General features: G+C 72.0%; 25 protein-coding genes. 15 read left to right on the top strand and 10 right to left on the bottom strand.

Going from position 1 to position 22,016, the window contains the following annotated elements:
• The first annotated feature begins 5 nt into the window (after nucleotides 1-5).
• From ACFYZQ_RS13575 to ACFYZQ_RS13600, 6 genes are all read left to right on the top strand, one after another.
• Complete coding sequence (locus tag ACFYZQ_RS13575) at nucleotides 6-944, top strand: VOC family protein (protein WP_389145895.1); 939 nt, start codon at nucleotides 6-8, stop codon at nucleotides 942-944.
• 109 nt (nucleotides 945-1,053) lie between these two features.
• The gene (locus ACFYZQ_RS13580; protein ID WP_389145898.1) at nucleotides 1,054-2,025 is read left to right on the top strand and encodes a fumarylacetoacetate hydrolase family protein; all 972 of its coding nucleotides are present in this window, start codon (nucleotides 1,054-1,056) and stop codon (nucleotides 2,023-2,025) included.
• The gene (locus ACFYZQ_RS13585; protein WP_389145901.1) at nucleotides 2,022-2,771 is read left to right on the top strand and encodes an SDR family oxidoreductase; all 750 of its coding nucleotides are present in this window, start codon (nucleotides 2,022-2,024) and stop codon (nucleotides 2,769-2,771) included. The genes ACFYZQ_RS13580 and ACFYZQ_RS13585 overlap by 4 nt, the downstream gene beginning before the upstream one ends.
• Nucleotides 2,772-2,817: 46 nt before the next feature.
• A complete protein-coding gene (locus tag ACFYZQ_RS13590) occupies nucleotides 2,818-3,600 on the top strand; it encodes a CoA transferase subunit A (RefSeq protein ID WP_389145903.1) in 783 nt (260 codons plus the stop codon).
• 20 nt (nucleotides 3,601-3,620) lie between these two features.
• Nucleotides 3,621-4,256: a CoA transferase subunit B gene (locus ACFYZQ_RS13595; RefSeq protein ID WP_389146244.1), complete on the top strand. Its 636-nt coding sequence runs from the start codon at nucleotides 3,621-3,623 to the stop codon at nucleotides 4,254-4,256.
• A gap of 520 nt (nucleotides 4,257-4,776) precedes the next feature.
• Entirely contained in the window at nucleotides 4,777-5,622 is an 846-nt protein-coding gene (locus ACFYZQ_RS13600; RefSeq protein WP_389145906.1) for an LLM class flavin-dependent oxidoreductase, read from the top strand.
• A gap of 12 nt (nucleotides 5,623-5,634) precedes the next feature.
• Here the strand turns inward: ACFYZQ_RS13600 and ACFYZQ_RS13605 are convergent, their stop codons facing one another.
• Nucleotides 5,635-6,627: a LacI family DNA-binding transcriptional regulator gene (locus ACFYZQ_RS13605; protein ID WP_389145908.1), complete on the bottom strand. Its 993-nt coding sequence runs from the start codon at nucleotides 6,625-6,627 to the stop codon at nucleotides 5,635-5,637.
• A 261-nt stretch (nucleotides 6,628-6,888) separates the two neighbouring features.
• Between ACFYZQ_RS13605 and ACFYZQ_RS13610 the strand changes: the two genes are divergently transcribed.
• Entirely contained in the window at nucleotides 6,889-7,941 is a 1,053-nt protein-coding gene (locus tag ACFYZQ_RS13610) for a glycoside hydrolase family 5 protein (RefSeq protein WP_389145911.1), read from the top strand.
• A 247-nt stretch (nucleotides 7,942-8,188) separates the two neighbouring features.
• Nucleotides 8,189-8,587, top strand: coding sequence for a luciferase family protein (locus ACFYZQ_RS13615; RefSeq protein ID WP_389145914.1), 399 nt, complete (start codon nucleotides 8,189-8,191; stop codon nucleotides 8,585-8,587).
• A 33-nt stretch (nucleotides 8,588-8,620) separates the two neighbouring features.
• Here ACFYZQ_RS13615 and ACFYZQ_RS13620 read toward each other — a convergent pair whose 3' ends face one another.
• A complete protein-coding gene (locus ACFYZQ_RS13620; protein ID WP_389145917.1) occupies nucleotides 8,621-9,400 on the bottom strand; it encodes a DeoR/GlpR family DNA-binding transcription regulator in 780 nt (259 codons plus the stop codon).
• 126 nt (nucleotides 9,401-9,526) lie between these two features.
• Between ACFYZQ_RS13620 and ACFYZQ_RS13625 the strand changes: the two genes are divergently transcribed.
• Nucleotides 9,527-10,408, top strand: a complete 882-nt coding sequence (locus ACFYZQ_RS13625) for an SIS domain-containing protein (protein WP_389145920.1) — start codon at nucleotides 9,527-9,529, stop codon at nucleotides 10,406-10,408.
• Between the two features lie 28 nt (nucleotides 10,409-10,436).
• Nucleotides 10,437-11,399: a ketose-bisphosphate aldolase gene (locus tag ACFYZQ_RS13630; RefSeq protein ID WP_389145923.1), complete on the top strand. Its 963-nt coding sequence runs from the start codon at nucleotides 10,437-10,439 to the stop codon at nucleotides 11,397-11,399.
• On the opposite strand, the gene ACFYZQ_RS13635 is transcribed toward ACFYZQ_RS13630, so the two are convergent.
• Nucleotides 11,377-12,519: a methyltransferase gene (locus ACFYZQ_RS13635; protein WP_389145926.1), complete on the bottom strand. Its 1,143-nt coding sequence runs from the start codon at nucleotides 12,517-12,519 to the stop codon at nucleotides 11,377-11,379. The genes ACFYZQ_RS13630 and ACFYZQ_RS13635 overlap by 23 nt on opposite strands.
• A gap of 85 nt (nucleotides 12,520-12,604) precedes the next feature.
• Here ACFYZQ_RS13635 and ACFYZQ_RS13640 point away from each other — a divergent pair, with 85 nt between their 5' ends.
• From ACFYZQ_RS13640 to ACFYZQ_RS13650, 3 genes are all read left to right on the top strand, one after another.
• Nucleotides 12,605-13,252 (top strand): alpha-ketoglutarate-dependent dioxygenase AlkB family protein, encoded by a 648-nt coding sequence (locus ACFYZQ_RS13640; RefSeq protein WP_389145929.1) that lies wholly within the window; start codon nucleotides 12,605-12,607, stop codon nucleotides 13,250-13,252.
• Between the two features lie 61 nt (nucleotides 13,253-13,313).
• Entirely contained in the window at nucleotides 13,314-14,552 is a 1,239-nt protein-coding gene (locus tag ACFYZQ_RS13645; protein ID WP_389145932.1) for an ROK family protein, read from the top strand.
• On the top strand, nucleotides 14,549-15,286 hold the full coding sequence (locus tag ACFYZQ_RS13650; RefSeq protein ID WP_389145935.1) for an NUDIX hydrolase: 738 nt from the start codon (nucleotides 14,549-14,551) through the stop codon (nucleotides 15,284-15,286). The genes ACFYZQ_RS13645 and ACFYZQ_RS13650 overlap by 4 nt, the downstream gene beginning before the upstream one ends.
• Before the next feature lie 17 nt (nucleotides 15,287-15,303).
• Here the strand turns inward: ACFYZQ_RS13650 and ACFYZQ_RS13655 are convergent, their stop codons facing one another.
• From ACFYZQ_RS13655 to ACFYZQ_RS13665, 3 genes are read right to left on the bottom strand one after another with little or no spacing between them, the layout of a single operon-like run.
• Nucleotides 15,304-16,215, bottom strand: a complete 912-nt coding sequence (locus tag ACFYZQ_RS13655; RefSeq protein ID WP_389145938.1) for a phosphotriesterase — start codon at nucleotides 16,213-16,215, stop codon at nucleotides 15,304-15,306.
• Complete coding sequence (locus tag ACFYZQ_RS13660; protein ID WP_389145941.1) at nucleotides 16,212-16,796, bottom strand: DUF4865 family protein; 585 nt, start codon at nucleotides 16,794-16,796, stop codon at nucleotides 16,212-16,214. Before ACFYZQ_RS13660 ends, ACFYZQ_RS13655 begins: the two co-directional genes overlap by 4 nt.
• A 30-nt stretch (nucleotides 16,797-16,826) precedes the next feature.
• Complete coding sequence (locus ACFYZQ_RS13665) at nucleotides 16,827-17,426, bottom strand: TetR/AcrR family transcriptional regulator (RefSeq protein ID WP_389145943.1); 600 nt, start codon at nucleotides 17,424-17,426, stop codon at nucleotides 16,827-16,829.
• Nucleotides 17,427-17,594: 168 nt separating this feature from the next.
• Here ACFYZQ_RS13665 and ACFYZQ_RS13670 point away from each other — a divergent pair, with 168 nt between their 5' ends.
• Nucleotides 17,595-17,885: an SHOCT domain-containing protein gene (locus ACFYZQ_RS13670; RefSeq protein ID WP_389145945.1), complete on the top strand. Its 291-nt coding sequence runs from the start codon at nucleotides 17,595-17,597 to the stop codon at nucleotides 17,883-17,885.
• Between the two features lie 68 nt (nucleotides 17,886-17,953).
• On the opposite strand, the gene ACFYZQ_RS13675 is transcribed toward ACFYZQ_RS13670, so the two are convergent.
• Together ACFYZQ_RS13675 and ACFYZQ_RS13680 are read right to left on the bottom strand one after the other, a co-directional pair.
• The gene (locus ACFYZQ_RS13675) at nucleotides 17,954-18,517 is read right to left on the bottom strand and encodes an ATP-binding protein (RefSeq protein ID WP_389145947.1); all 564 of its coding nucleotides are present in this window, start codon (nucleotides 18,515-18,517) and stop codon (nucleotides 17,954-17,956) included.
• 195 nt (nucleotides 18,518-18,712) lie between these two features.
• Entirely contained in the window at nucleotides 18,713-19,036 is a 324-nt protein-coding gene (locus ACFYZQ_RS13680) for a hypothetical protein (RefSeq protein WP_389145950.1), read from the bottom strand.
• A gap of 407 nt (nucleotides 19,037-19,443) precedes the next feature.
• Between ACFYZQ_RS13680 and ACFYZQ_RS13685 the strand changes: the two genes are divergently transcribed.
• Nucleotides 19,444-20,568 (top strand): PLP-dependent cysteine synthase family protein, encoded by a 1,125-nt coding sequence (locus tag ACFYZQ_RS13685; protein ID WP_389145953.1) that lies wholly within the window; start codon nucleotides 19,444-19,446, stop codon nucleotides 20,566-20,568.
• A gap of 1 nt (nucleotide 20,569) precedes the next feature.
• Here ACFYZQ_RS13685 and ACFYZQ_RS13690 read toward each other — a convergent pair whose 3' ends face one another.
• Nucleotides 20,570-21,040 carry an SRPBCC family protein gene (locus tag ACFYZQ_RS13690; RefSeq protein WP_389145956.1) on the bottom strand — a complete coding sequence of 157 codons (471 nt, stop codon included), beginning with the start codon at nucleotides 21,038-21,040 and terminating at the stop codon, nucleotides 20,570-20,572.
• A 103-nt stretch (nucleotides 21,041-21,143) separates the two neighbouring features.
• Nucleotides 21,144-21,977, bottom strand: coding sequence for a DeoR/GlpR family DNA-binding transcription regulator (locus tag ACFYZQ_RS13695; RefSeq protein ID WP_389145959.1), 834 nt, complete (start codon nucleotides 21,975-21,977; stop codon nucleotides 21,144-21,146).
• Nucleotides 21,978-22,016: the final 39 nt, after the last annotated feature.

Genomic DNA, 22,016 nt, shown 5'->3' on the forward strand with positions numbered 1-22,016 from the left:
GCCCCATGAGCAACCGCCTGCTCACCCACCTCCGCCACGTCGACCTCGCCGTGCCGGACTACGACAAGCAACTCGACTTCTACGCCGGCGTCTGGGGCCTGACCAAGGTCGCCGAGGACTCCGGCATCGCCTTCCTGGCCGCCGAGGGCAGCCCGGAGCAGTACGTCGTCCGGCTGCGCAAGGCCGAGGAGAAGCGGCTCGACCTCGTGTCCTACGGTGCCGCGAGCCCGGCCGACGTGGATACGCTCGCCGAGCAACTCCTCGCCGGAGGCGTGCAGTTGATCTCCCAGCCGGGCAAGGTGGAAACACCCGGCGGCGGTTATGGCTTCCGCTTCTTCGACGTCGACGGGCGCACCATCGAGGTCTCGGCCGACGTCGAGGTGCGGCAGCACCGCAAGATCGAGGAGAAGGAGTCGATCCCGGTCAAGTTGTCGCACGTCGTCCTCAACTCGCCGGACCTGGACAAGACCAAGGCGTGGTACGAGGAGCACCTCGGCTTCCGGCTGTCCGACACGCTCGGCCATCCGCACATCGGCGACGTCATGCACTTCATGCGGATCAGCAACCAGCACCACTCCATGGCCATCGCCAAGGGCCCGCACACCTCGCTGCATCACATCTCCTTCGAGATGCGCGGAATCGACGAGTACATGCGCGGCTCCGGCCGTGTGATGCGCGCCGGCTTCCGGAAGATTTGGGGGCCGGGCCGGCACATGGCGGGCGACAACACGTTCACCTACTTCCTCGACCCGCACGGCAACACGGTGGAGTACACGACGGAGTTGGAGCTGCTGGACGAGGACACCTGGCACCCGCACGTCTACGACTTCTCGAAGCCCGAGGTCACCGACCAGTGGGGCACCGCCAACCCCATGAACGAACTGGTCACCAAGGAGTCCTTCAACGACGTCGACCGCGGCGTCTTCGTCGCTCCGCCGGTCTGATCGGCGGAGCCTTCGGTCCCCCGGGGGTGCGGTTGCCCTGTCAACTGCCCTGACTCCCATGCCGCACCCCCGGCCTTCGTGCCACCCTTCACGCCGACAGGAAACTGCCATGCGTTTCGCCGCGTACGAGTACCGCAACCGACGCCACGTGGCCGTCGTCTCAGAGGACGGCACGCTCCACCCCCTGCCCGGCGTCAGCTCACTGACCGGCCTGCTCGCCGAGGGCGGCGGCCTGCCCGAACTGGTCGACGCGGGCTCCGCGACCCTCGACGTCCCGGTCGGCCCCCACATCTCCGACGTACGGCTGCTGGCGCCGCTCCAGCCGCCCACCGTGCGGGACTTCGTCACCTTCGAGGAACACGTCGAGGGCGTACGGCGGTCCGTGGACGGGGCTGCCGGGGTACCGGAGCGGTGGTACGCGGCCCCGACGTTCTACTTCGGCAACCCCTACGCGATGTACGGGCCGCACGACGACATCCCCATGCCGCCGGGGTCGAGCGTGCTCGACTTCGAGCTGGAGGTCGCCGCCGTGATCGGAAAGGAGGGCCGCGACCTCACGCCCGAGCAGGCCCGCGACCACATCGTCGGCTACACCGTCTTCAACGACTGGTCGGCACGGGACCTGCAGTCCGCCGAGATGAAGGTCGGCCTCGGCCCCTGCAAGGGCAAGGACACCGCCACCACGCTGGGTCCTTACCTGGTCACCGCCGACGAGCTGGGGAAGTACCGCGACGCGGACGGCTTCCTGCGCCTGGCGCTCACCGCCGAGATCAACGGCGAGGTCGTGGGCACGGATCTGCTGTCCAACATGAGCTGGACCTTCGAGGAGATGGCCGCCTACGCCTCACGCGGCACCGTCGTCCGCCCCGGCGACGTCCTCGGCTCCGGGACCTGCGGAAACGGCGGCTGCCTCGCGGAACTGTGGGGCGTACGCGGCAGGCAGAATCCGCCGCCGTTGAAGCCGGGGGACACGGTCACGCTCACCGTCGAGGGCATCGGCAGCGTTTCCAACACGGTCGTCGCCGGGGCCGCCCCGGTACCGCTGCCGACCGGCCGACGCCGCTCCCGGGAGCGGCCGTGACCGACCTCCACCGCAAGAGGCTCCTCGGCAAGGTCGTCGTGGTCACAGGCGCGGCCGGTGGCCAGGGCGCCGCGGAGGCCGAGGCGCTGACCCGCGAGGGCGCCCGGGTGATCGCCACCGACGTCTCGGAGGCACCCGGCTGCCGCCGTCTCGACGTCACGAACGAGAAGGACTGGGCGGAACTCGCCGCCGAGCTGCGTGAGGCGTACGGGCAGGTGCACGGCTTGGTCAACAACGCGGGCGTCACCTGGCGGGCCCGGATCGACGACGTACGCCCCGAAAACATGGCCCGGGTCCACGCGGTCAACGTCACCGGCCCGCTGCTGGGCATCCAGCACCTTGCCCCGCTGATGCCACCCGGCTCCTCGATCGTGAACGTCGGCTCGTCCGCGGCGCTCACCGGCCACTACCCGGTCGCCTACACGGCCAGTAAGTGGGCGCTGCGCGGCCTGTCGCGGACCGCCGCCATGGAACTGGGGCCCGTCGGCATCCGCGTGAACATCGTCCACCCCGGCTTCATCGAAACGGACATGACCGCCTCCGCGGCGCCCGGCTTCCGAGAGGCGAACGTCCGCGAGACACCGCTCGGCCGCACCGGGACCGTCGACGAGATCACCCCGCTCGTCGTCTTCCTTCTCTCCGACGAGGCGTCCTTCATCACGGGGGCCGAGATACCGGTCGACGGCGGACTCACCGCGCACGGCGGCGCCAAGTCGATCTCTGACGCCCTGCGCGCGGACGCCTGAACCGGCGACCACGCAGGACAGCCACGACAGAAAGGCCCTCTCTCCCATGGACAAGGTCCGCGCGAGCGCCGCCGAGGCGGTCGTCGACATCCCGGACGGCGCGTCGCTGGCCGTCGGCGGCTTCGGCCTCAGCGGCATCCCCGCCGTGCTCATCCAGGCACTCCACGCCCAGGGCACCACCGGCCTGCAGGTCGTGTCGAACAACTGCGGTGTGGACGGGCGCGGACTGGGAGTCCTGCTGGCCGACGGCCGGATCGCCCGTGTCACGGGCAGCTACGTTGGCGAGAACAAGGAGTTCGCCCGTCAGTACCTGTCGGGCGAGCTGGAGGTGGAGCTGGTGCCGCAGGGCACGCTGGCCGAACGGCTGCGCGCCGGGGGAGCGGGCATCCCCGCCTTCTACACCCCGGCAGGGGTGGGCACCCAGGTGGCCAGGGGAGGGCTGCCCTGGCGTTACCGGCCCGACGGCACGGTCGCGGTGGCCTCCCCGCCCAAGGAGACCCGCGACTTCGCGGGCCGCCGTCACGTTCTGGAGCACGGCATCACCACCGACTTCGCCCTCGTACGGGCCTGGCGCGGCGACCGCCACGGGAACCTGGTCTTCCGTAAGTCCGCCGCCAACTTCAACCCGCTGGCCGCGATGGCGGGCCGCATCACCGTCGCCGAGGTGGAGGAGCTCGTCGAGCCGGGCGCGCTGAGCCCGGACGAAATCCACCTGCCGGGCATCTTCGTCCAGCGGATCGTGGTCCTCACCCCGACCGAGGCCGCCGACAAGCAGATCGAGCACCTTTCCCTTTCCGCGTCTTCGACACGAGGGGCCGTACGCGCATGAGCACCACCCTCAAAACGCAGCTGGGCTGGACCCGGGACCAGATGGCCGCCCGCGCCGCCGCCGAACTCACAGACGGCTCCTACGCCAACCTCGGCATCGGCCTGCCCACCCTCATCCCCGGCCACCTGCCCCCGGACGTCCATGTGGTCCTGCACTCCGAGAACGGCATCCTGGGCACAGGCCCGTACCCGACCGAGGCCGAGGTCGACCCCGACCTGATCAACGCGGGCAAGGAGACCGTCACGGTGCTGCCCGGGGCCTCCTTCTTCGACTCGGCCCTGTCCTTCGGCATGATCCGGGGCGGCCACATCGACACTGCCGTGCTCGGCGCGATGCAGGTCTCCGACGCAGGCGACCTGGCCAACTGGATGATCCCGGGCAAGATGGTCAAGGGCATGGGCGGCGCGATGGACCTCGTCCACGGCGCCCGCCGCGTCATCGTCCTGATGGAACACACCGCCAAGGACGGCAGTCCGAAGATCCTCACCGAATGCACCCTGCCGCTCACCGGCGAACAGTGCGTCCACCGCATCATCACCGACCTCGGCGTCCTCGACGTCACACCCGAGGGCCTCGCTCTCGTGGAATGCGCGCCGGATGTCACCGCCGAGGACATCGCCGCCCACACCGATGCACCTCTGATCCGGAAGTCGTGAACCATGGACGCGTCGGGCGGGCAGGGACCACGGTTACTGCCCGCCCGGGCGGCGGTGGGCACGGTGCACCTTGTGAGCCGCGGCCTTTGTCGCCGGAGGTGCCGTCGGCGCGCCCGGCGCGTGCCGCTTCGCGGGAGGCTCCCAATGGCCGCGTGACGGGTGCCCCGACCTCGGCACCACGTGGGAGTGGAGGACGGGCCCGTACGGGCTCTGGATGACCGGCAGCCAGAAGATCTCCTTGCGGCGCGACGCTGAGGGAGAGCAGCGCGGCGCACACCACGGTGACGGGGGGTCTGCCGCAGCCGGGCAAGGTGTTCCATGGAGGGCCGCGGCGCGCGCCCGGCTGCCCTCGCGGGTCTGCCGAAATCGGCTTGTCGCGCCGAATCAACTCACCTTAGGGTGAGGTCACTTCGAAGAGACGTTTCCCAGAAGCACGCCGCAGGGCGGAGCGTCCCACCTCGCTGAGGTGCCGGAGGGGCGGCAGCAGTCTTCGTCGACCCTTCCTTTCGGAGGTTTCCCCATGAACGTTGGTATCGGCCTGCCCATCGGCGACCCCGCCACCCTGATCACCTGGGCCCAGCGCGCCGACGCCGGGCCCTTCAGCACGCTCGGTCTGCTGGACCGGATGGTCTACGACAACCCCGAACCCCTGGTCGCGCTCGCCGTCCTCGCGGGTGCCACCTCCCGCATCCGGGTCCAGACCGAGGTGCTGCTCGCACCGCTGCGTGACACCGCCCTCCTCGCCAAGCAGGCCGCGACCCTCGACCGGATGGCCGGTGGCCGTCTGGTCCTCGGCCTGGGCGTCGGCGGCCGCGACGACGACCACCAGGTCACGGGCACCGACATACGCACCCGGGGCCGACGCCTCGACGAGCAGATGGCGGTGATGCGCCGCCTGTGGTCCGGCGAACCGTACGGCGACGGCATCGGCCCGATCGGCCCCGCGCCCGCCCGGCCCGGCGGTCCCGAGGTGCTCTTCGGTGGCTTCAAGCCCGCCGCGATCGAACGCGTCGCGCGATGGGGTGACGGCTTCCTCGCCGCCGCGGCACCCTCCTGGGCAGGCGGCCTGTTCGACACCGCCCGCAGATTCTGGCAGGAGTACGGCCGCGACGGCGAACCGCGTATCGTCGCGCAGGTCAACGTCGCGCTGGGCTCCGAGGACGTGGTCCGCGAAGCCCGGGCCAACATGCACGCGTACTACACGTTCACCGGCATGTCCGACCGGATGGTGGCCGGCATGCTCACCACACCGGCCGAGATCCGCGACGCCGTCGCCGCCTTCGCCGACCTCGGCGCCGACGAGGTCGTGCTCTACTGCTACGGCCTCGACCCGGACCAGGTGGACCGCCTCGCCGACGTCCTGTGACGGCCCCTCCCGTCACCCCGTCGGCGCCGTCCCCGTGCTCCGCCGGACCACCAGAGTCGTCGGCACCAGGTCCGTCCCGGGCCGCGAACCCCCACCGGTGCGTATCTGCTCCAGCGCCTTGCGGACACAGCGGCGGCCCACCTCGGCGAAGTCCTGGTGCACGGTGGTGAGGGGAGGCACGAAGAACGCGGCGTCGGGGATGTCGTCGAAGCCGACGACGCTGATGTCCCCGGGCACGGAGCGGCCGCGTTCGTGGAAGGCGCGGAGCAGGCCGAGGGCCATCTGGTCGTTGGAGGCGAACACGGCGGTGCACTCCGGTTGCTGGGCGAGTGCGAGGCCGGCCGCGTAGCCCGACTCGGCCGACCAGTCGCCGTGCAGCGGCGGCGGCACGGGGCGTCCGGCCTCCTCCAGTGCCGCGCGCCAGGCCTGGGTGCGGCGCTGGGCGGCGAAGGACGTCTGGGGCCCCGTGAGGTGCCACACGGTCCGGTGGCCCAGGTCGAGCAGGTGCCGGACGGCCTTCCGGGCGCCGTCGGCCTGGTCGGTGTCGACCACGCCGTAACGGTCGCCGGCATCGGAGTCCACGACGACGACGTGCACGCCCGGCGGCAGTTGCACCGTGCCGGTGTCGAGGAGATGGATCTCCATGATGACGATGACGGCGTCGACGGCCAGTTCTCCCATCCGGGTGAAGGCCCCGAGCACGTTGTCCTGGGTGGGGACGTCGATGGGGATCAGCGTGATCGCGTACCCCTCGGCCGCCGCCTGCGTGGCGATCGCCTCCACCGTGCGGCTGTTGCCCGTCGAGGACAGGCTGAAGAGGATCACACCGATGGTGTTGAACTGCCCGTACCTGAGGGCGCGGGCCGCGCTGTTGGGCCGGTAGCCCAGTTCCCGCATCGCCGCGAGCACCTGCTCCCGGGTCGAGCCGATCACGCCGGGATGGCCGTTCGACACCCGGGAGACCGTCTGGGAGGAGACCCCCGCGAGCTTGGCGACGTCGGCCATGGACACTCGCTGCTTCCGACGCCCGCCCGGAACACCGGAGCCGCCCCGCTCGACCACTCGTGCCTCCTCGACCCGTCCCCCCGCCCCCGGGGTCTGTTGCGCAATGCACCGGATGTTACGCGTGAGAAATCTTGACGGCCGGTGAGGCGGATGCCACGATTCCGGCGCCGTCGAGTTTACGTAAACATCCCGCACCCCGGCAGGTCATGTTTACGTAAACATGCGAGGCGCTGAGCCGCCATCTCCGGAAAGGGCACGTCGATGAGCAAGACCCCCACCAGCAACCGCCTCACCCCCCGACTGCGTGCCGCCTGCGTGGCGCTGGCGATCGCCGCGGTCAGCGGTGCGACCCTGACCGGCAGCCCCGCCTCCGCCGCGCCGACCGGCACCAGCCAGTTCCGGGGCGTCAACTGGGCGGACCCGCGCGACAACTACGCCGACGACTACCTGCAGCTGTCCGGCCTGTCGACCTCCGACACCTACGCCCAGACGTACGCCAAGGCGAGCCGGATCATCTCGGCGTTCCGCGCCAACCTCGACGCCAACACCGTCCGGCTGCCCATCAACCCGTACACCGTCAACGGCGCGTACTGGAAGTCCTACCGCGGGGTCATCGACGCGGCGACGGCCAAGGGGTTCAAGGTCATCGTCTCCTACTGGGAGGGCACGGGCGCCAACAAGGACGGCTTCATCGACGACACCGCCACCTACTGGCCGATGTGGGACACGGTGGTCAAGGCCTACAAGGGCAACTCGCGGGTCTACTTCGAGCCGATGAACGAGCCGCACGGCTACACCGACGCCCAGTGGGCCGACATAGCCGCGAAGTGGCTGGCCACCTACCCCGCCGTCCCGCGCAACCGGGTCTTCGTCAGCGGCGCCGGCTACAACGACCACGTCACCTCCGTCTGCGCCGACCCGCGCCTGAAGGGGACCTACCTGTCACTGCACCACTACGGGTTCTGGAAGGACTACGCCACCTACGACCAGTGGGTGTCCGACCTCAAGGAGCGCCTCGGCGACTGCGCGGGCCGGACCGTGGCCGACGAGTTCGGTGCCCCGATGACCACGGGCCTCGACTACGACCACCCGGCTCCGGACAACAACTTCATCAACTTCATCCAGGCCGACACCGACACGTTCCGCAAGCTCGGCATGGGCTCCGTCTACTGGCCGGGTCTGCGCACCGACGACACCTACTCGATGCAGAAGCTGGTCGGCCCTGCCTCCCGGCCCTGGCTGGAGACCACCAACCAGTCCGGCGCCGACCGCCTCGCCTGGGGATGGGGACACGGCAAGCCCGTGAAGCCCTGACCCGGCCCGGCAGGCCGGGGACTCACGGCTCCCCGGCCGCGCCGCGTACGCGTCGGCACCGTCCGGGGGCACCGATTCCCCTCGGGCGGTGCCGAGCCGCGTGCGCGGAACGGGGGCGATTTGTCCTATCAGTCGTCACTTCTTTGCGCTGGACGGAAGACCTGAGCTCGGACAAGTGGCCGATACAGTCCGGTTAATGCTTGCTCACGAGCTGGTTGCGGGAGAGTAAGCGCGTCATGATGGGCCCATGACGTTGGCCTCGCGCGCACTCGCGCAACTGGCGACCTGGCCGGACCTGAGACAGGCGGCGCCGAGCTGCGGCCTGGGACAGGCGGTGAGTTCGGCCGGGGGCGAGATCGCCCACTTCCACTCCGACAGGGATGTCGACCTGCGCCTGACGGCCCGCGCCATCCGGCACTTCTCCAAGAACCTCAAGGGCTCGGGGGCGATCCGTATCGTCCCGGGTTCGCAGTGGGTGACCATCCGCCTCGACGCCGCGAGCGACGTCGACCTTTTGCTGACGCTGGTGAGCGTCGCCCTGCAGGCCCAGCAGACCTGGCCGGACCCGGGCACTTACCGGCCGGCGGTCGGCTGCAACGACCAGCGGGGCGCCGGGTTCGTCAGCGCGGACCACAGCGGGATCTGACGGCCCGGGCGGGGCCGCCCGCGGGATCCCGGGTCACACGGCGACGACCCGTACCCCCGCCTCCTCGAACCGGCGCACCGTGCCCGGCTCCACCGCCGTGTCCGTGACCAGCGTGTCCACCGCCTCCGCCGCGCAGATACGGGCGAACGCCCGCCGGCCCAGCTTGCTGGAGTCGGCGGCGACGACCACCCGCTGCGCGCGTTCGCACAGCAGCCGGTTGATCGCGGCCTCCGCCTCGTCGTGCGCCGCCGCACCGTGCGTGACGTCGAAGGCCACCACCCCCAGGACCGCCAGGTCCAGGGTGATCTGGCCCAGCACGCCGTCGGCGAGCGGGCCGACGAGTTCGTACGACTGCGGGCGGGCCACCCCGCCGGTCACCACGATCTTGAACTGGGGCCGTACGGCGAGCTCGCCCGCGATGTTGAGCGCGTTGGTCACGACGGTCAGCGCCGGGGAGGCGGAGGTCAGGTCGCCGCGCACGGCGAGGGCGCGGGCCACCTCCGTGGTGGTCGTACCACCGGTCAGTCCCACCGCCTCACCCGGCGCGACGAGGTCCGCCACCGCTTTGGCGATGCGCTGCTTCTCGGATGCGCGGCGGGCCGTCTTGTAGCGCAACGGCAGTTCGTACGACACCCCGTGCACCACCGCACCGCCCCGTGTGCGCACCAGCATCTGCTGCTCCGCGAGCCGGTCGAGGTCCCGGCGGATCGTGGCGGGCGACACGGCCAGCTCGACCGCCGCCTCCTCGACCTCCAGGCGACCGCGTTCGACGAGCAGTTCCAGCAGTGTCCGCCAGCGGGCGTCGCGCGACATCGGCGGTCTCCGTTCCTCGGTGACTCCGCGACCCTGAGGCGGTCCGATTCGGTCACCATGCTTGATTCTGCTCGAAAGATGCTTCTATCTTGCAGGAAAAAGCAAAAATCTTCGGGAGGGGCGCGCATGACCCATGTCGAGGACGAGCTGAGCAGCCAGCCCGAGTGCTGGACACGGGCAGCCGAGGAAGCGGGACGGTACGGCGCGGTGCTTCCGGCGCCGGGGGAGCGGGTCGCGATCGTCGGCTGCGGCACCTCGTACTTCATGGCGCAGGCCGCGGCCGCCCTGCGCGAGGGGGTGGACGCGGGCGAGACGGACGCCTTCGCCGTGTCCGAATTCCCGCACGGACGCCGCTACGACCGTGTCATCGCCCTCACCCGGTCCGGTACCACCACCGAAGTGCTCCAACTGCTCGAGCGGCTGCGGGGGAGTGTCCGCACGACCGCGATCACCGCCGATCCGGACACTCCCGTGATGTCGGCCGCCGACGACGTCGCCGTACTGGACTTCGCGGACGAACGGTCCGTCGTCCAGACCCGGTTCGCGACCAGCGCGCTCACCCTGCTCCGCGCCCACCTCGGCCTGCACACCGACACGGCCGTCACCGACGCCCGTACCGCCCTGTCGACTCCCTTGTCCCCGGAGCTCGTCGCGTGCAGGCAGTTCACCTTCCTGGGCCGCGGCTGGACGGTCGGACTGGCGAACGAGGCCGGACTGAAGATGCGCGAGGCGTCACTGTCCTGGGCCGAGGCCTATCCGGCGATGGAGTACCGGCACGGTCCCATCAGCATCACCGGCCGGGGCACGGTCACCTGGATGCTCGGGACGGCGCCCGACGGGCTGGACCGACAGGTCAGCGCCACCGGCGGGCTGTGGATCGAGGGACGTCTCGACCCGCTCGCCGAACTGGTCCGGGCCCAGCGCCTGGCCGTCGCCGTCGCCGCGGCGCGCGGCCTCGATCCCGACCGGCCGCGCCACCTCACCCGCTCGGTGATCCTCGCACCCTGACAGGACCCCGGAAAGGAAGGGACAGGCCGTGCCTCTCGCAGCCACCGGCGAGCTGGTGACCCGAGCCGCCGCCGCGCACTCCGCCGTCGCCGCGTTCAACATCATCACCCTGGAACACGTCGAGGCCGTCATCGCCGGCGCCGAGGCGGCGGACGCTCCCGTGGTCCTCCAGGTCAGCGAGAACGCGGTCCGGTTCCGCCACGGACGGCTGCACCCGCTGGCCCGGGCCGCCGTCGTCGCCGCCGAGCGGGCCCGGGTCCCGGTCGCCCTGCACCTCGACCACGTACAGAGCGACGACCTGCTGCGGCAGGCACCGGGCGCCGGTTTCAGCTCCGTGATGTACGACGCCGCGCGCCTGCCGTACGCCGAGAACCTGGCCGCCACCCGCGCCGCCGTCGCCTGGGCGCACGCCCAAGGCCTTTGGATCGAGGCGGAGTTGGGTCAGATCGGTGGCAAAGCTGGGCGGGGCGGGCGGGAGAGGGATGCGCGGGGCGGGCGGGAGAGGGATGCGCGGGGTGGGCGGGAGAAGGCCGCCCGTCCGCCGCTGGACGCCCACGCGCCCGGCGCCCGTACCGATCCCGAGGAGGCCCGGGCCTTCGTCGCCGATTCCGGCGTGGACGCGCTGGCCGTCGCCATCGGCAGCGTGCACGCCATGACCACCCGCACCGCGGCCCTCGACCACGCTCTCCTCCAGCGGCTGGCCGGCGCCGTGCCGGTCCCGCTCGTGCTGCACGGCTCCTCCGGAGTACCGGACGAGGGCCTGGGCGCGGCGGTCGCGGGCGGCATCGCCAAGGTCAACGTCGGGACCGCCCTGAGCGTCGCGATGACCGGGGCGATCAGGGAGTTCCTCGCCGCCCGTCCGGAGGCCGTCGACGCACGCGAGTACCTCGGCGCGGCCCGCGAGGCGATGGCCCGAGAGGTCACCCGCATCATCGGTGTCCTCTCCCCGCCCACGAGAGCCTCCGGCATCAGCCCCGTTTCACGGCCCTGAGCACCACGAACTTGGGGTTGCCGGCGACCGTTTCACTGTTGCCGAACAGGCGTCGCAGCTTCACGTGGTAGCCCAGATGCCGGTTGCCGATCACCCACAGCTCGCCGCCGGGGCGCAGCGCGCGCCGGGCGCCGGTGAACATGCGCCAGGCCGTCGCGTCGGTCGTCGCCTGGTGTGAGTGGAACGGCGGGTTGTTGAGGACGAGGTCCACGCTGCCGGGCGCCACCCCGGCGAGCCCGTCGCCGACGCGGAACTCGGCGTGCCCCGGAACCCCGTTGGCCTTGTAGGTGGCCTCGGCCGAGGCCACCGCCTGGAACGACTCGTCCACGAACAGCACCTCGGCGGTCGGGTCCGCCAGCGCGACCGCCGTACCGACGACGCCGTTGCCGCACCCCAGGTCCACCACCCGGCGCGGCCCCTCCCCGTTCGCGCCCGGCAGGTGCTGCAGGAAGAACCGGGTGCCGACGTCCAGCCGGTCCGCGCAGAACACGCCCGCGTGGTTGACGACGGTGCGCCCCGAGGCCGCGCCGATGCCGTCGGGCAGGGCGTAGCTGTACGGCCACGGGTTGGCGGGACGTTCCGCCGCGGGATCCGGGGAGCAGAGGATCAGCCGCGCCTTCTGCCGGGCCAGTGAGGTCCGGGTCGGGCCGAGGATCCGCTCGAACAACCGCAGTGTCGAGGTGTGGATCTCCTTCACCATGCCGGTGCCGACGACGACCGTGCCCTGGTGCACGACGGGCACCAGCCGCAGCAACTGGTCCTCGAGGAGCGCCAGGCTCTTCGGCACCCGGACCAGCAGCACGTCGACGCGTCCCGGTGGCGGGTCCTGGGTGGTCAGCAGGCGTACGGCACCGGGCTCCACACCGGCGCGCGCGAGGTTCGCCCGGGTCGCCTCCTGGCTGAGGTAGGAGTCGGTGATCTGTGTCGGCCGGTGCGCCGCCAGCGCCGTGACCAGGGCGCCCCAGCGATCCCCGACGACCACGACCGTGCCGGACAGGGGGATTTCCGCCTCGGCCAGGTGCCGGAGCAGATACGCGTCGGAGGCGTCCCAGGCACGCAGCTTCTCGTGTGGATCCTCGGGGAAGCGGGACAGCTCGAGCTCGCCCCATGGAGTCGTCATACGGTCGTTCATCGTGCGTCCAGGCTATCCGGCCCGTCAGGCACGGCCGAGCGGCGGCCCGCGGCACGTCGGGCAGGATGGGGGTATGGAGGCGGAGCTGTTCCCCAGGGGGCGCACCCGGGTCGCGTCGGGCGCCGTGCACGTCCCGGACTGGCTGCACACCGACGCGCAGCGCGAGCTGCTGGCCGCCTGCCGTGGGTGGGCACGCCCCCCGGCCGGCCTGCGCACCGTCCGTACGCCCGGCGGCGGCACGATGACCGCCCGGCAGGTGTGTCTGGGATGGCACTGGTACCCGTACGGCTACGCCCGCACGGTCGTCGACGGCGACGGTGCCCCCGTGAAGCCCTTCCCGCCCTGGCTGGGCGAGCTGGGCCGCCGCGCGGTGTCCGACGCGCTCGACGCGGAGGCGGCCACGGGGGAGTACGACATCGCGCTGATCAACTTCTATGACGGCGACGCCCGCATGGGCATGCACCGCGACAGCGACGAGAAGTCCGACGCGCCGGTGGTCTCCCTCAGCCTGGGCGACACCTGCGTGTTCCGCTTCGGCAACACCGAGACCCGGGCCAGGCCGTACACGGACGTCGAACTGCGCAGCGGCGACCTGTTCGTCTTCGGCGGGCCGTCCCGGCTCGCCCACCACGGCGTCCCCCGGGTACACGCCGGCACGGCGCCGCCCGAGCTGGGGTTGTCCGGGCGGCTGAACATCACTCTCAGGGCCAGTGGTTTCTAGTCCCTGTCGTTTGCCCGCGACACGGACCGGCCGGCATGCGGATCATGGGAGACTCGCCCTCATGAGCGGGAAGGCGGACCCCCGGGCGGCGGGGGATGGGACCACCTCGAGGACGCGGCTGGACCGGGGGCGCGCTGCGCTCGGGCCCGCGTTGGAGCTCGTGCACACCGGACGGGCGCCGACCCGGGCCGTGCTCACCGCCGAGTTGGGTGTCACCCGGGCGACGGCCGGCGCGGTCGCCGCCGAACTGGAGGCGCTCGGCCTGATCAGGGTCGACGCCCGGCCCGGCGCGGCGGCCGGTTCCCAGGGACGCCCCTCGCACCGGCTGGAGGTCGCCGAGGAGGGGCCCGTCGTGCTGGCCGCACAGGTGCACGCCGACGGCTTCCGCGCGGCACTGGTCGGGCTCGGCGGCCGGATCGTGGCGACCTCGCCGGGCTGCGAGACCGTCGACGCCGACCCGGCGAAGGTCCTCGGCTCCGTGGTCGAGGCGGGCGCCGAGCTGCTGCGCGGCACCGGGCGCCGCTGCGTCGGTGCCGGCCTCGCCGTGCCCTCGGCGGTGGCCGAACCGGACGGACTGGCCCTCAACCCCCTGCACCTGGCCTGGCCGGCGGGGGCGCCGGTGCGCCGGATCTTCGCCGAGCGCGTCCGCGCGGCCGGGATCACCGGCCCCGCCTTCGCGGGCAACGACGTCAACCTCGCCGCGCTCGCCGAGCACCGGCACGGCGCGGGCCGGGGCGCCCGGGACCTGCTGTGCGTGGCCACCGGGCACCGGGGCGTGGGCGGCGCACTGGTGCTGGACGGCCGTCTGCACACCGGGAGTTCCGGCCTCGCCCTCGAAGTGGGGCACCTCACCGTCAACCCCGAGGGCCGCCCCTGCCACTGCGGCAGCCGCGGCTGCCTCGACGTCGAGGCGGACCCGCTGGCGCTGCTCAGCGAGGCGGGACGCGATCCCGGACCCGAGGTCTCCCTGCTCCAGCAGGCCATCGACCTGATCCGCCACCACTACGCCGACCCGGAGGTGCGCACCGCCGCCGAGGCGCTGATCGACCGGCTCGGCCTCGGCCTGGCGGGCCTGGTGAACATCCTCAACCCCGACCGCATCATCCTCGGCGGCCTGCACCGCACCCTGCTCGACGCGGACCCCGACCGGCTCCGCGCGGTCGTCGCCGACCGCAGTCTGTGGGGCCAGAGCGGCGGCGTCCCCGTCCTGCCCTGCACCCTCGACCACAACAGCCTGGTCGGAGCCGCCGAGTTGGCGTGGCAGCCGGTGCTGGACGACCCCCTCGGGGCACTGCGGTGACCGGTGCGCGCGCCGTCGAACTCCTGCGGGCACGCCGCGTCCGGCTGATCGAGACACCCCCGCCCGAGCTGCCTCCCGAGGAACGTTCGGCGATGGACCGCGTGTGGGACGAGGCGGTACGGGCCAACCCGGCCCTGTTCGACGGCCCCGTGGCCGCCCTCACGGGGCTGACCTGGGAGGAACGGCACGGACTCGTCCTGTCCTGGACCCGCGCGAGCTACCGGCTGAGAGCCCTGCGCCGGGTCCCGGGCGCCACCGCCTGGCTGCCGTCCCTGTTCGTCTCCGTCCTGCAGCCGACCGACGACGGGCGTCTGCTGGTGGGCCGGGCGGCACCCTGGACCGCCGCGCCCGGCCGCTGGCAGCTGCCGGGTGGCTCCGTCGAACCACCGGGGCCGGGCGAGGACCTGGACCTGGCCGCCCTGCGCCGGCACGCGGCCCGTGAACTGGCCGAGGAGACCGGGGCGGACACCGGGCCGGAATCGCTGGCCCTGGGGCTCGCCACCCGCGGCGGCAACGGATCCGTCGGCGTCCTGTTCCTGGCCCCGCCGTGTCCCGCGTGGTCGCTGTACGAACGCTACGCGGCACTGGCCGACGCGGAGACGGCCCAGGGCCGCGAGCCCGAGTTCGACCGGATCGCGCTGGTCGGCTCACCGGACGCACTGGCGGCTCTGGGCGGCCCGCACGTGGACTACCTGGAGCCCGTCGTCCGCGACTTCGCAAAGGACGGTGCCTGACCCGGCGGGCGGGCGGCTCACCGCCAGTCGACGGCGAAGGCCCGCCCCGGGTTGTCGGCGAGGATCCGCCGCACCGGCTCCGCGCCCAGCACCGCCTCCAGTCGCGGCCGTACCCGGCGCAGCAGATAAGGCATCCCGGGCCCGCCGTCCACCGAACGGGCCCCGGCGACCACGGTGTCCCCGCCGAGCAGCAGCCGGTGTCCGAACCCGGCCTCCACCAGGGCGAGTACGGCGTCCGGCATCCGCCAGTCGGTGGCGTGATGGGCGCGGGACGGGCCGTCGAAGGCGAGCCAGCAGCCGCTCCGGGCTGCCTGCCGCTGCACCACGGGGTCGGGGGAGCGGTTGAGGTGCCCGAGAATCACTCGGTGCGGCGGCACCTCCAACTCGCCGCACAGCAGGTCCAGTACGTCGAGCGCACCGGTGCCCAGTTCCAGGTGCACGGCGATCGGCGCGTCCGTGGCGTGGTGCGCCTCCGCCGCGGCGGCCATCGTCCAGCGGGCGTGCGCGTCGAGGGCGTGGAAGCCGCCGGCCACCTTGATCAGCCCGGCGCGGACCCCGGACGTGCCGATCCCCTCGGTCAGCTCGGCGACGAACACGGCGGCGAGCCGGCCGCGCAGCTCGTCGAGCAACTCCGGTGCGTAGTGCACCGCTTGGTGCAGTCCCGTCGCGCAGACCACATGCACCCCGGCGGCCCGGGACAGCGCCGGCAGGTCAGCGGCCCGGCGCCCGAGGCCGTACGGCGTCCACTGCACCACGCTCGCCCCGCCCGCCGCCCGGAACGCCTCGAGTTCGGCGCGCGCCGCGGCGGCGTCGTTCAGTTCCTGGCCGACCAGTTGGGGACTGCCGAAGAAGAGGTGGTCGTGCGCGTCGCACACGCCCAGCTCCCCGGGAGGCAGGTCCCCGAGGACGGTGCGGACGGCGGCGCTCACCACTGCCGCCCGCGCGGCAGTCGGGCCCTGCCCGGTGCCGACAGGTGCAGCACCTGGAAGACGTCCCCGCGCGCCTTGGGCGCAGCGTGCTCCCAGAGGGAGAAGTGCACCAGCTCCCAGTGCTGGGTGTCCACGGCACTGGCCGCCAGCACGGCACCGTCCTCGGCGGCCAGCCGTCCGGTCTCGCGCACCGCGTCCTCCATCAGCCCGGACAGTTCGGCCCTGTCCGGCACCGGCTCGCGCCGGCGGACGGCGACGGCGGCCCGGGAAGCCGCGGCGTCGCCCTCCTCGTACGCCAGTCCCGACCACCGCCGTGCCACCGGCCGCCCGAAGTCGTCGACGAGCCCCTGGAAGGCGCCGCCCCACAGGAAGCGGTTCATGCCCCGCACGGTGTCCCAGAGGTAGAACGGCGCGTACTGGTTGACCGGCGAGCCGTGCACACCGCGTTCCCGCATCAGGTAGGCCTTCAAGCCGAGGCCGTCCCAGTCGTCGAGCAGGTGCCCGATGCGGGCCACCCGGCCGCGGATGACGTGCATGTCGTAGTCGGCGGGGAATGTCAGCTCGTACTGCAGCGCGTACATGCGAACCTTTCTCAGACGGGGTGGTCGTCCTCAGGCGGGGTGGTCGTCGGGACCCACGTGCTGCGGTGCCAGCAGGGTGAGCAGCCCGCGGACCGCGGTGTCGAACGCGGCGGGGGAGCCGGAGGCGCGGGCGAGGACGTAACCGCCCTGCACGGTCGCGATGACGGCGGCGGCGATCTCCGCGCCGTCCAGCGATGACGCGAACTGTCCCTGCCGCTTGCCCTCTTCGACGATCCCGGCGATCCGCTCGCGGATCCGGCCGAGCGTCTCCTCGACAGGTGCGCGCAACTCGTCGCTGGCGATCACGTCCGGGTCCATGGTCAGCCGGCCGACCGGACAGCCGCGCAGCACGTCACGCTCCCGCAGCAGATACGCCTCGATGCGCTGGTACGGCGTGCCGGGGCCGTCGAGCACCCGCTCGGCGGTGGCCCGCAGTTCCTCGGCCGTCCGCCGGATCGCGGCCAGCGCCAGGTCCGGCTTGCCCTTGAAGTGGTGGTACATGCTGCCCTGGCCGGCGCCGGCACGCTCCAGGATCGCCTTGGGGCTCGTCCCCACGTACCCGCGCTCCCACAGAAGCTCGCGGGTGGACTCGATCAGCCGCTCAGAGGTGCTCATGCCGTGACTGTACATACTAGTAGTTACAGTAGCCAGTCCTTCCGCCGAGCAGACGCGCGATCGCCGTGTACTCCCCGCGGGGTACGCCCACTGCCGTCGGTCGTACGACGCCTCGGGCCCTCCCCGGGATCAGTCTTGAAGCATCACCGCACCACACGCCCCCGACCCTGGAGAGGAACCGAGATGCAGACCCTGGCGAACTGGAACGGCGGGCCCGGCCCGTGGATCCTGTTCTTCCCGCTGATCTGGGCGGTCGTCGTCATCGGCGCCGTGACCTTCCTGCGCCGCACCGTGTGGCGCGAGCGCGCCGGGCACTGGCGGGCGATGGGCGGCACACGCCCGGCGGGCGACTCGCCGATCGCCGTCCTCGGCCGCCGCTTCGCCTCCGGTGAGATCGACGAGGACGAGTACTGGCGCCGGCTGTCCGTCCTGGAGGAGCAGTTCGGCCGTATCGGCAAGGGCGGTGCGGCCTGAGCGCCGCGGGCCGCCCCGCCGGCCGGCGGCTGTGCCGAGCGCTGACCGGCCTGACAGCAGCCGCCCGGTCAGCCCGTGGCGACGGGCCGGGCGGGGGCGTGGACCGGGGCGGGCGCGCAGGCCGCGGGCTCCACTTCGACCTGATCGAAACGGCGCACGGGCGCCTCCGCGGCAGCGCGCCGCGGTGGGCGGGCCGGCTGCCGGTCGGTGATCGAGGGGGCGGGCAGCGTGAACCACACGACCTTGCCCTTGTCTCCGTCCGGCCGCGCCCCCCAGCTCTCGCTCACCGCCGCCACCATGGCCAGCCCGCGCCCGCACGTGGCCAGCGGTCCGAGGTCCTCCATGTCCCCCACCACGGGCATGTCCCCGGCCACGGGAAGGCGCGGATCGTGGTCGCGCACCGACACCATGAGCCGGCCGAGGACCAGTTCCATCTCCACCGTGCAGGACTTGTCGGGCTGGGCGTGCCGGTGGACGTTGCTCAGCAGCTCCGTCACGCCGAGCGAGGCCCGGTCTATCAACTGGTCCAGATGCCAGTAGCGCAACTGCGCAGATACGATTCTGCGGACCTGGCCGATCCGCGACGGCAGGGCTTGGAGCTCCACCGTGCAGTGCTTTGGATGACTGATCACGGCTGCGACTCCCCGATGTGAGGTCCGGTCGAACCCGGAGGAACACGGAGAACAGATCCAGCAGGGTGCTTGCGTCCAAACGTCCGCCTGCTGTCGTGGCCGGCGGGCTGGTTCGCAGCGTTATCGCCGGTAAACCCAGAGTGACGTGCCACCAGCGTGACGCAGGGGGTGCGGTAACGCAACTCACGCGGCCGTTCAGCCGCCGTGGCGGGCGGCCCGGCGCACGGCCTCGATGAACCGGCGTGCCGCGGGCGGCCCCGGCTCGCCCGGAGCGGGGTCGTGCTCGCCGAGGGTGAGCAGGTACCGCTTGCCGTCGAGGTCGGCCAGGGCCCGGTCGTCCGGGGCGAACCAGGGCTTGGAGGCGCGCACCGCCTGGACCGGCGCGCTGTCGATCTCACTGCCGTAACTGGTGAGCAACTCCAGCCTGCCGTCGCTGATCCGGACCTGTCCGGCGCGGGTCAGTGATCGCATCCGCTTCCCGATCCGCACACCCGTGGCCGTGAACTCCGGCTCCGCCATCCTTCGCCGCCCCCTTGCGCGTCGCTCGCCGGACCCGATCCCCTTCGGGTCGCTCCGGCCCTTGATGCTGTGTGCTTCCGTGTCGTCCACTGTGCGCCTCGTACGGGACCTCGGCCGTGTCACCGGGACAACCGGGTACCGGAGCAGAGGGCCCGTCCCGTCGGTGCAGTCTGCCCGTGTGCGGCGCCGAGCACCAGTGCGCGAGGGGGCGCGTGCGACCGGCGCCCGGAGCATTCGCGCGAATGCGCCCCCTGTGGTCCGCCGGTGGTTCGTACGCGCGTGCCCCAGGGTGTCTTGGGGTGGCTCAAAGATGCGTTTATGCAGGTGGGAAGCAGTGTGAAAGGTGCCTATGATCCTCGTGTCGGCCGCGCTGGGCGCCGTCGGCGCGAAGCGTAAGGAGCCCCGCCGTGAGCACCACCCCACAGACCCGAACCGGCGCCACCCTTGACGTCGACCGCAGCGACACCGCCTATCGCGGCTGGCTGAAAGAAGCCGTCCGCAAGGTCCAGGCCGACGCCAACCGTTCGGCCGACACGCACCTGCTGCGTTTCCCGCTGCCTGAGCAGTGGGGCATCGACCTCTACCTGAAGGACGAGTCGACCCACCCGACCGGCAGCCTCAAGCACCGGCTGGCCCGCTCCCTGTTCCTCTACGGCCTGTGCAATGGCTGGATCCGGCCGGACCGCCCGGTGATCGAGGCGTCCAGCGGCTCGACGGCCGTCTCGGAGGCGTACTTCGCCAAGCTGATCGGCGTGCCGTTCATCGCGGTGATGCCGCGCACGACGAGCGCCGAGAAGTGCCGCCTCATCGAGTTCCACGGCGGACGGTGTCACTTCGTGGACGACCCGCGGAAGATGTACGAGGAGTCCGCCCGCCTCGCCGTGGAGACCGGCGGTCACTACATGGACCAGTTCACCTACGCCGAACGGGCCACGGACTGGCGCGGCAACAACAACATCGCCGAATCCATCTTCCGGCAGCTGGAGTTGGAGCGGTACCCGCAGCCGGCCTGGATCGTCGCCACCGCGGGCACGGGCGGCACCTCCGCGACGCTCGCACGCTACGTCCACTACATGCAATATGACACCCGCATTTGTGTCGCCGATCCAGAGAACTCGTGTTTCTTCGACGGGTGGACCACCGGCGATCCGGACGTCACCTGCGACTGCGGCTCGCGCATCGAGGGCATCGGCCGGCCGCGCATGGAGCCGAGCTTCGTGCCCGGTGCCATCGACCGGATGATGAAGGTCCCGGACGCCGCCGGCGTCGCCGCCGTGCGGGCCCTGGAGCGGGTCATCGGCCGCAAGGCGGGCGGTTCCACGGGCACCGGCCTGTGGAGCGCCCTGAAGATCGTCTCCGAGATGGTGACCGAGGGCCGCACGGGCAGCGTGGTCACCCTGCTGTGCGACCCGGGCGACCGCTACCTGGACAAGTACTACTCCGACGTCTGGCTCGCGGAGCAGGGCCTGGACATCACGCCGTACACCTCGGCGATCGAGTCGCTGCTGCTGACGGGGGTGTGGACGGGCTGAGTCACCCGGCGGTGGTCAGCCGCCGGTCCAGTTTGGTGATCGCGTCGTGGAAGGCGTGGCCCACTCCTGGGCGGGCGAGGGTCCACAGGAGGCGGAACGGGGCGGTTCCGTCGAGGGCGAAGGTCATCCGTACCCGGGTTCCGGCGCCGGCCGGGGTGAGACGCCACTCCTCGACCCAGGCCCGGGCGCCCGGGACGTTCGTCACGTCGACGCGGTAGGTGTACAGCTCCGGCGCCCGGGCCGCGAGCACCGTCTCCGCGAAGCGGGCGCCGCCCCGCAGCCGGACCTCCCGTCCGCCCTCGGTCGGCCGGGCGGACGTCACCGCGGAGAACCACTCCGCCCAGCCCGGCAGGTCCTCGGCGAGCGCACGGAAGACCAGGTCGGGGGAGGTGGAGATCTCCCGTGCGAAGACCAGACGCACGGGGGCGGTCTCGGGAAAGCCGGTCCCCACCGGGCGCAGACGGTGAGCCATGAACGACGGACCCCCTCGGGAAGTGCCCGAAGTGCACGATCTGTTGGCAGGTCACCCTAGCTGACGGGCAGTCAGCTGTCTGTACCTCCGGTGCTCCCGTCGGTCAGAAGTCCTCCGCAGCCTCACCTGGCTCACCCGCCACCACCAGCCGCCGCAGATGCTCGGCGATCTCCGCGCGCGCCCCGGCGGGCAGGCCGGCGTCGGTCACCAGCGTGTCGACCTGCTCCAGCGCGGCGAAGGAGCTCAGGCCCACCGTCCCCCACTTGGTGTGGTCGGCGACCACCACCACGCGCCGCGCGGACTGGACCAGCCGCCGGTTGGTCTCCGCCTCCGCAAGGTTCGGCGTCGACAGCCCGGCCTCCACCGATATGCCGTGCACGCCCAGGAACAGGAGATCGAAGTGGAGAGCCGCGATCGCCTGGTCGGCGACCGGTCCCACCAGCGAGTCGGACGGGGTGCGCACCCCGCCCGTCAGTACCACCGTGGCCGCGCCCTGCCGCTGCCCCGAGGAGCGCTGCGCCGCGTGGAAGACGTCCGCGACCCGTACCGAGTTCGTCACCACGGTCAGGTCGGGCACCTCGACCAGGTGGTGGGCCAGTGCATAGGTGGTCGTGCCACCCGACAGCGCGATCGCCGTGCCGGGGGTGACCAGCTGGGCGGCGGCCCGTGCGATGTCCTCCTTGGCGGTCAGCTCCAGACCCGACTTCGCCTCGAAGCCGGGCTCATGGGTGCTGGCCTCCACCACCGGTACCGCACCGCCGTGCACCTTCTCCAGCACCCCCTGGCGGGCCAGGGCGTCCAGATCGCGGCGCACCGTCATGTCCGACACGCCGAGCTTGCGGGTCAGTTCGTTGACCCGCACGCCGCCACGGCGCCGGACCTCGTCGAGGATCAGGGCGCGCCGCTGCTCCGCGAGGAGGTTCTGATTCTCGCTCACGTACGCTCCGGTCCTTTCGCGTCAGCCGTCCGTCACGCC

It is taken from the genome of Streptomyces sp. NPDC001843, from assembly GCF_042891955.1.
GTDB lineage: Bacteria > Actinomycetota > Actinomycetes > Streptomycetales > Streptomycetaceae > Streptomyces.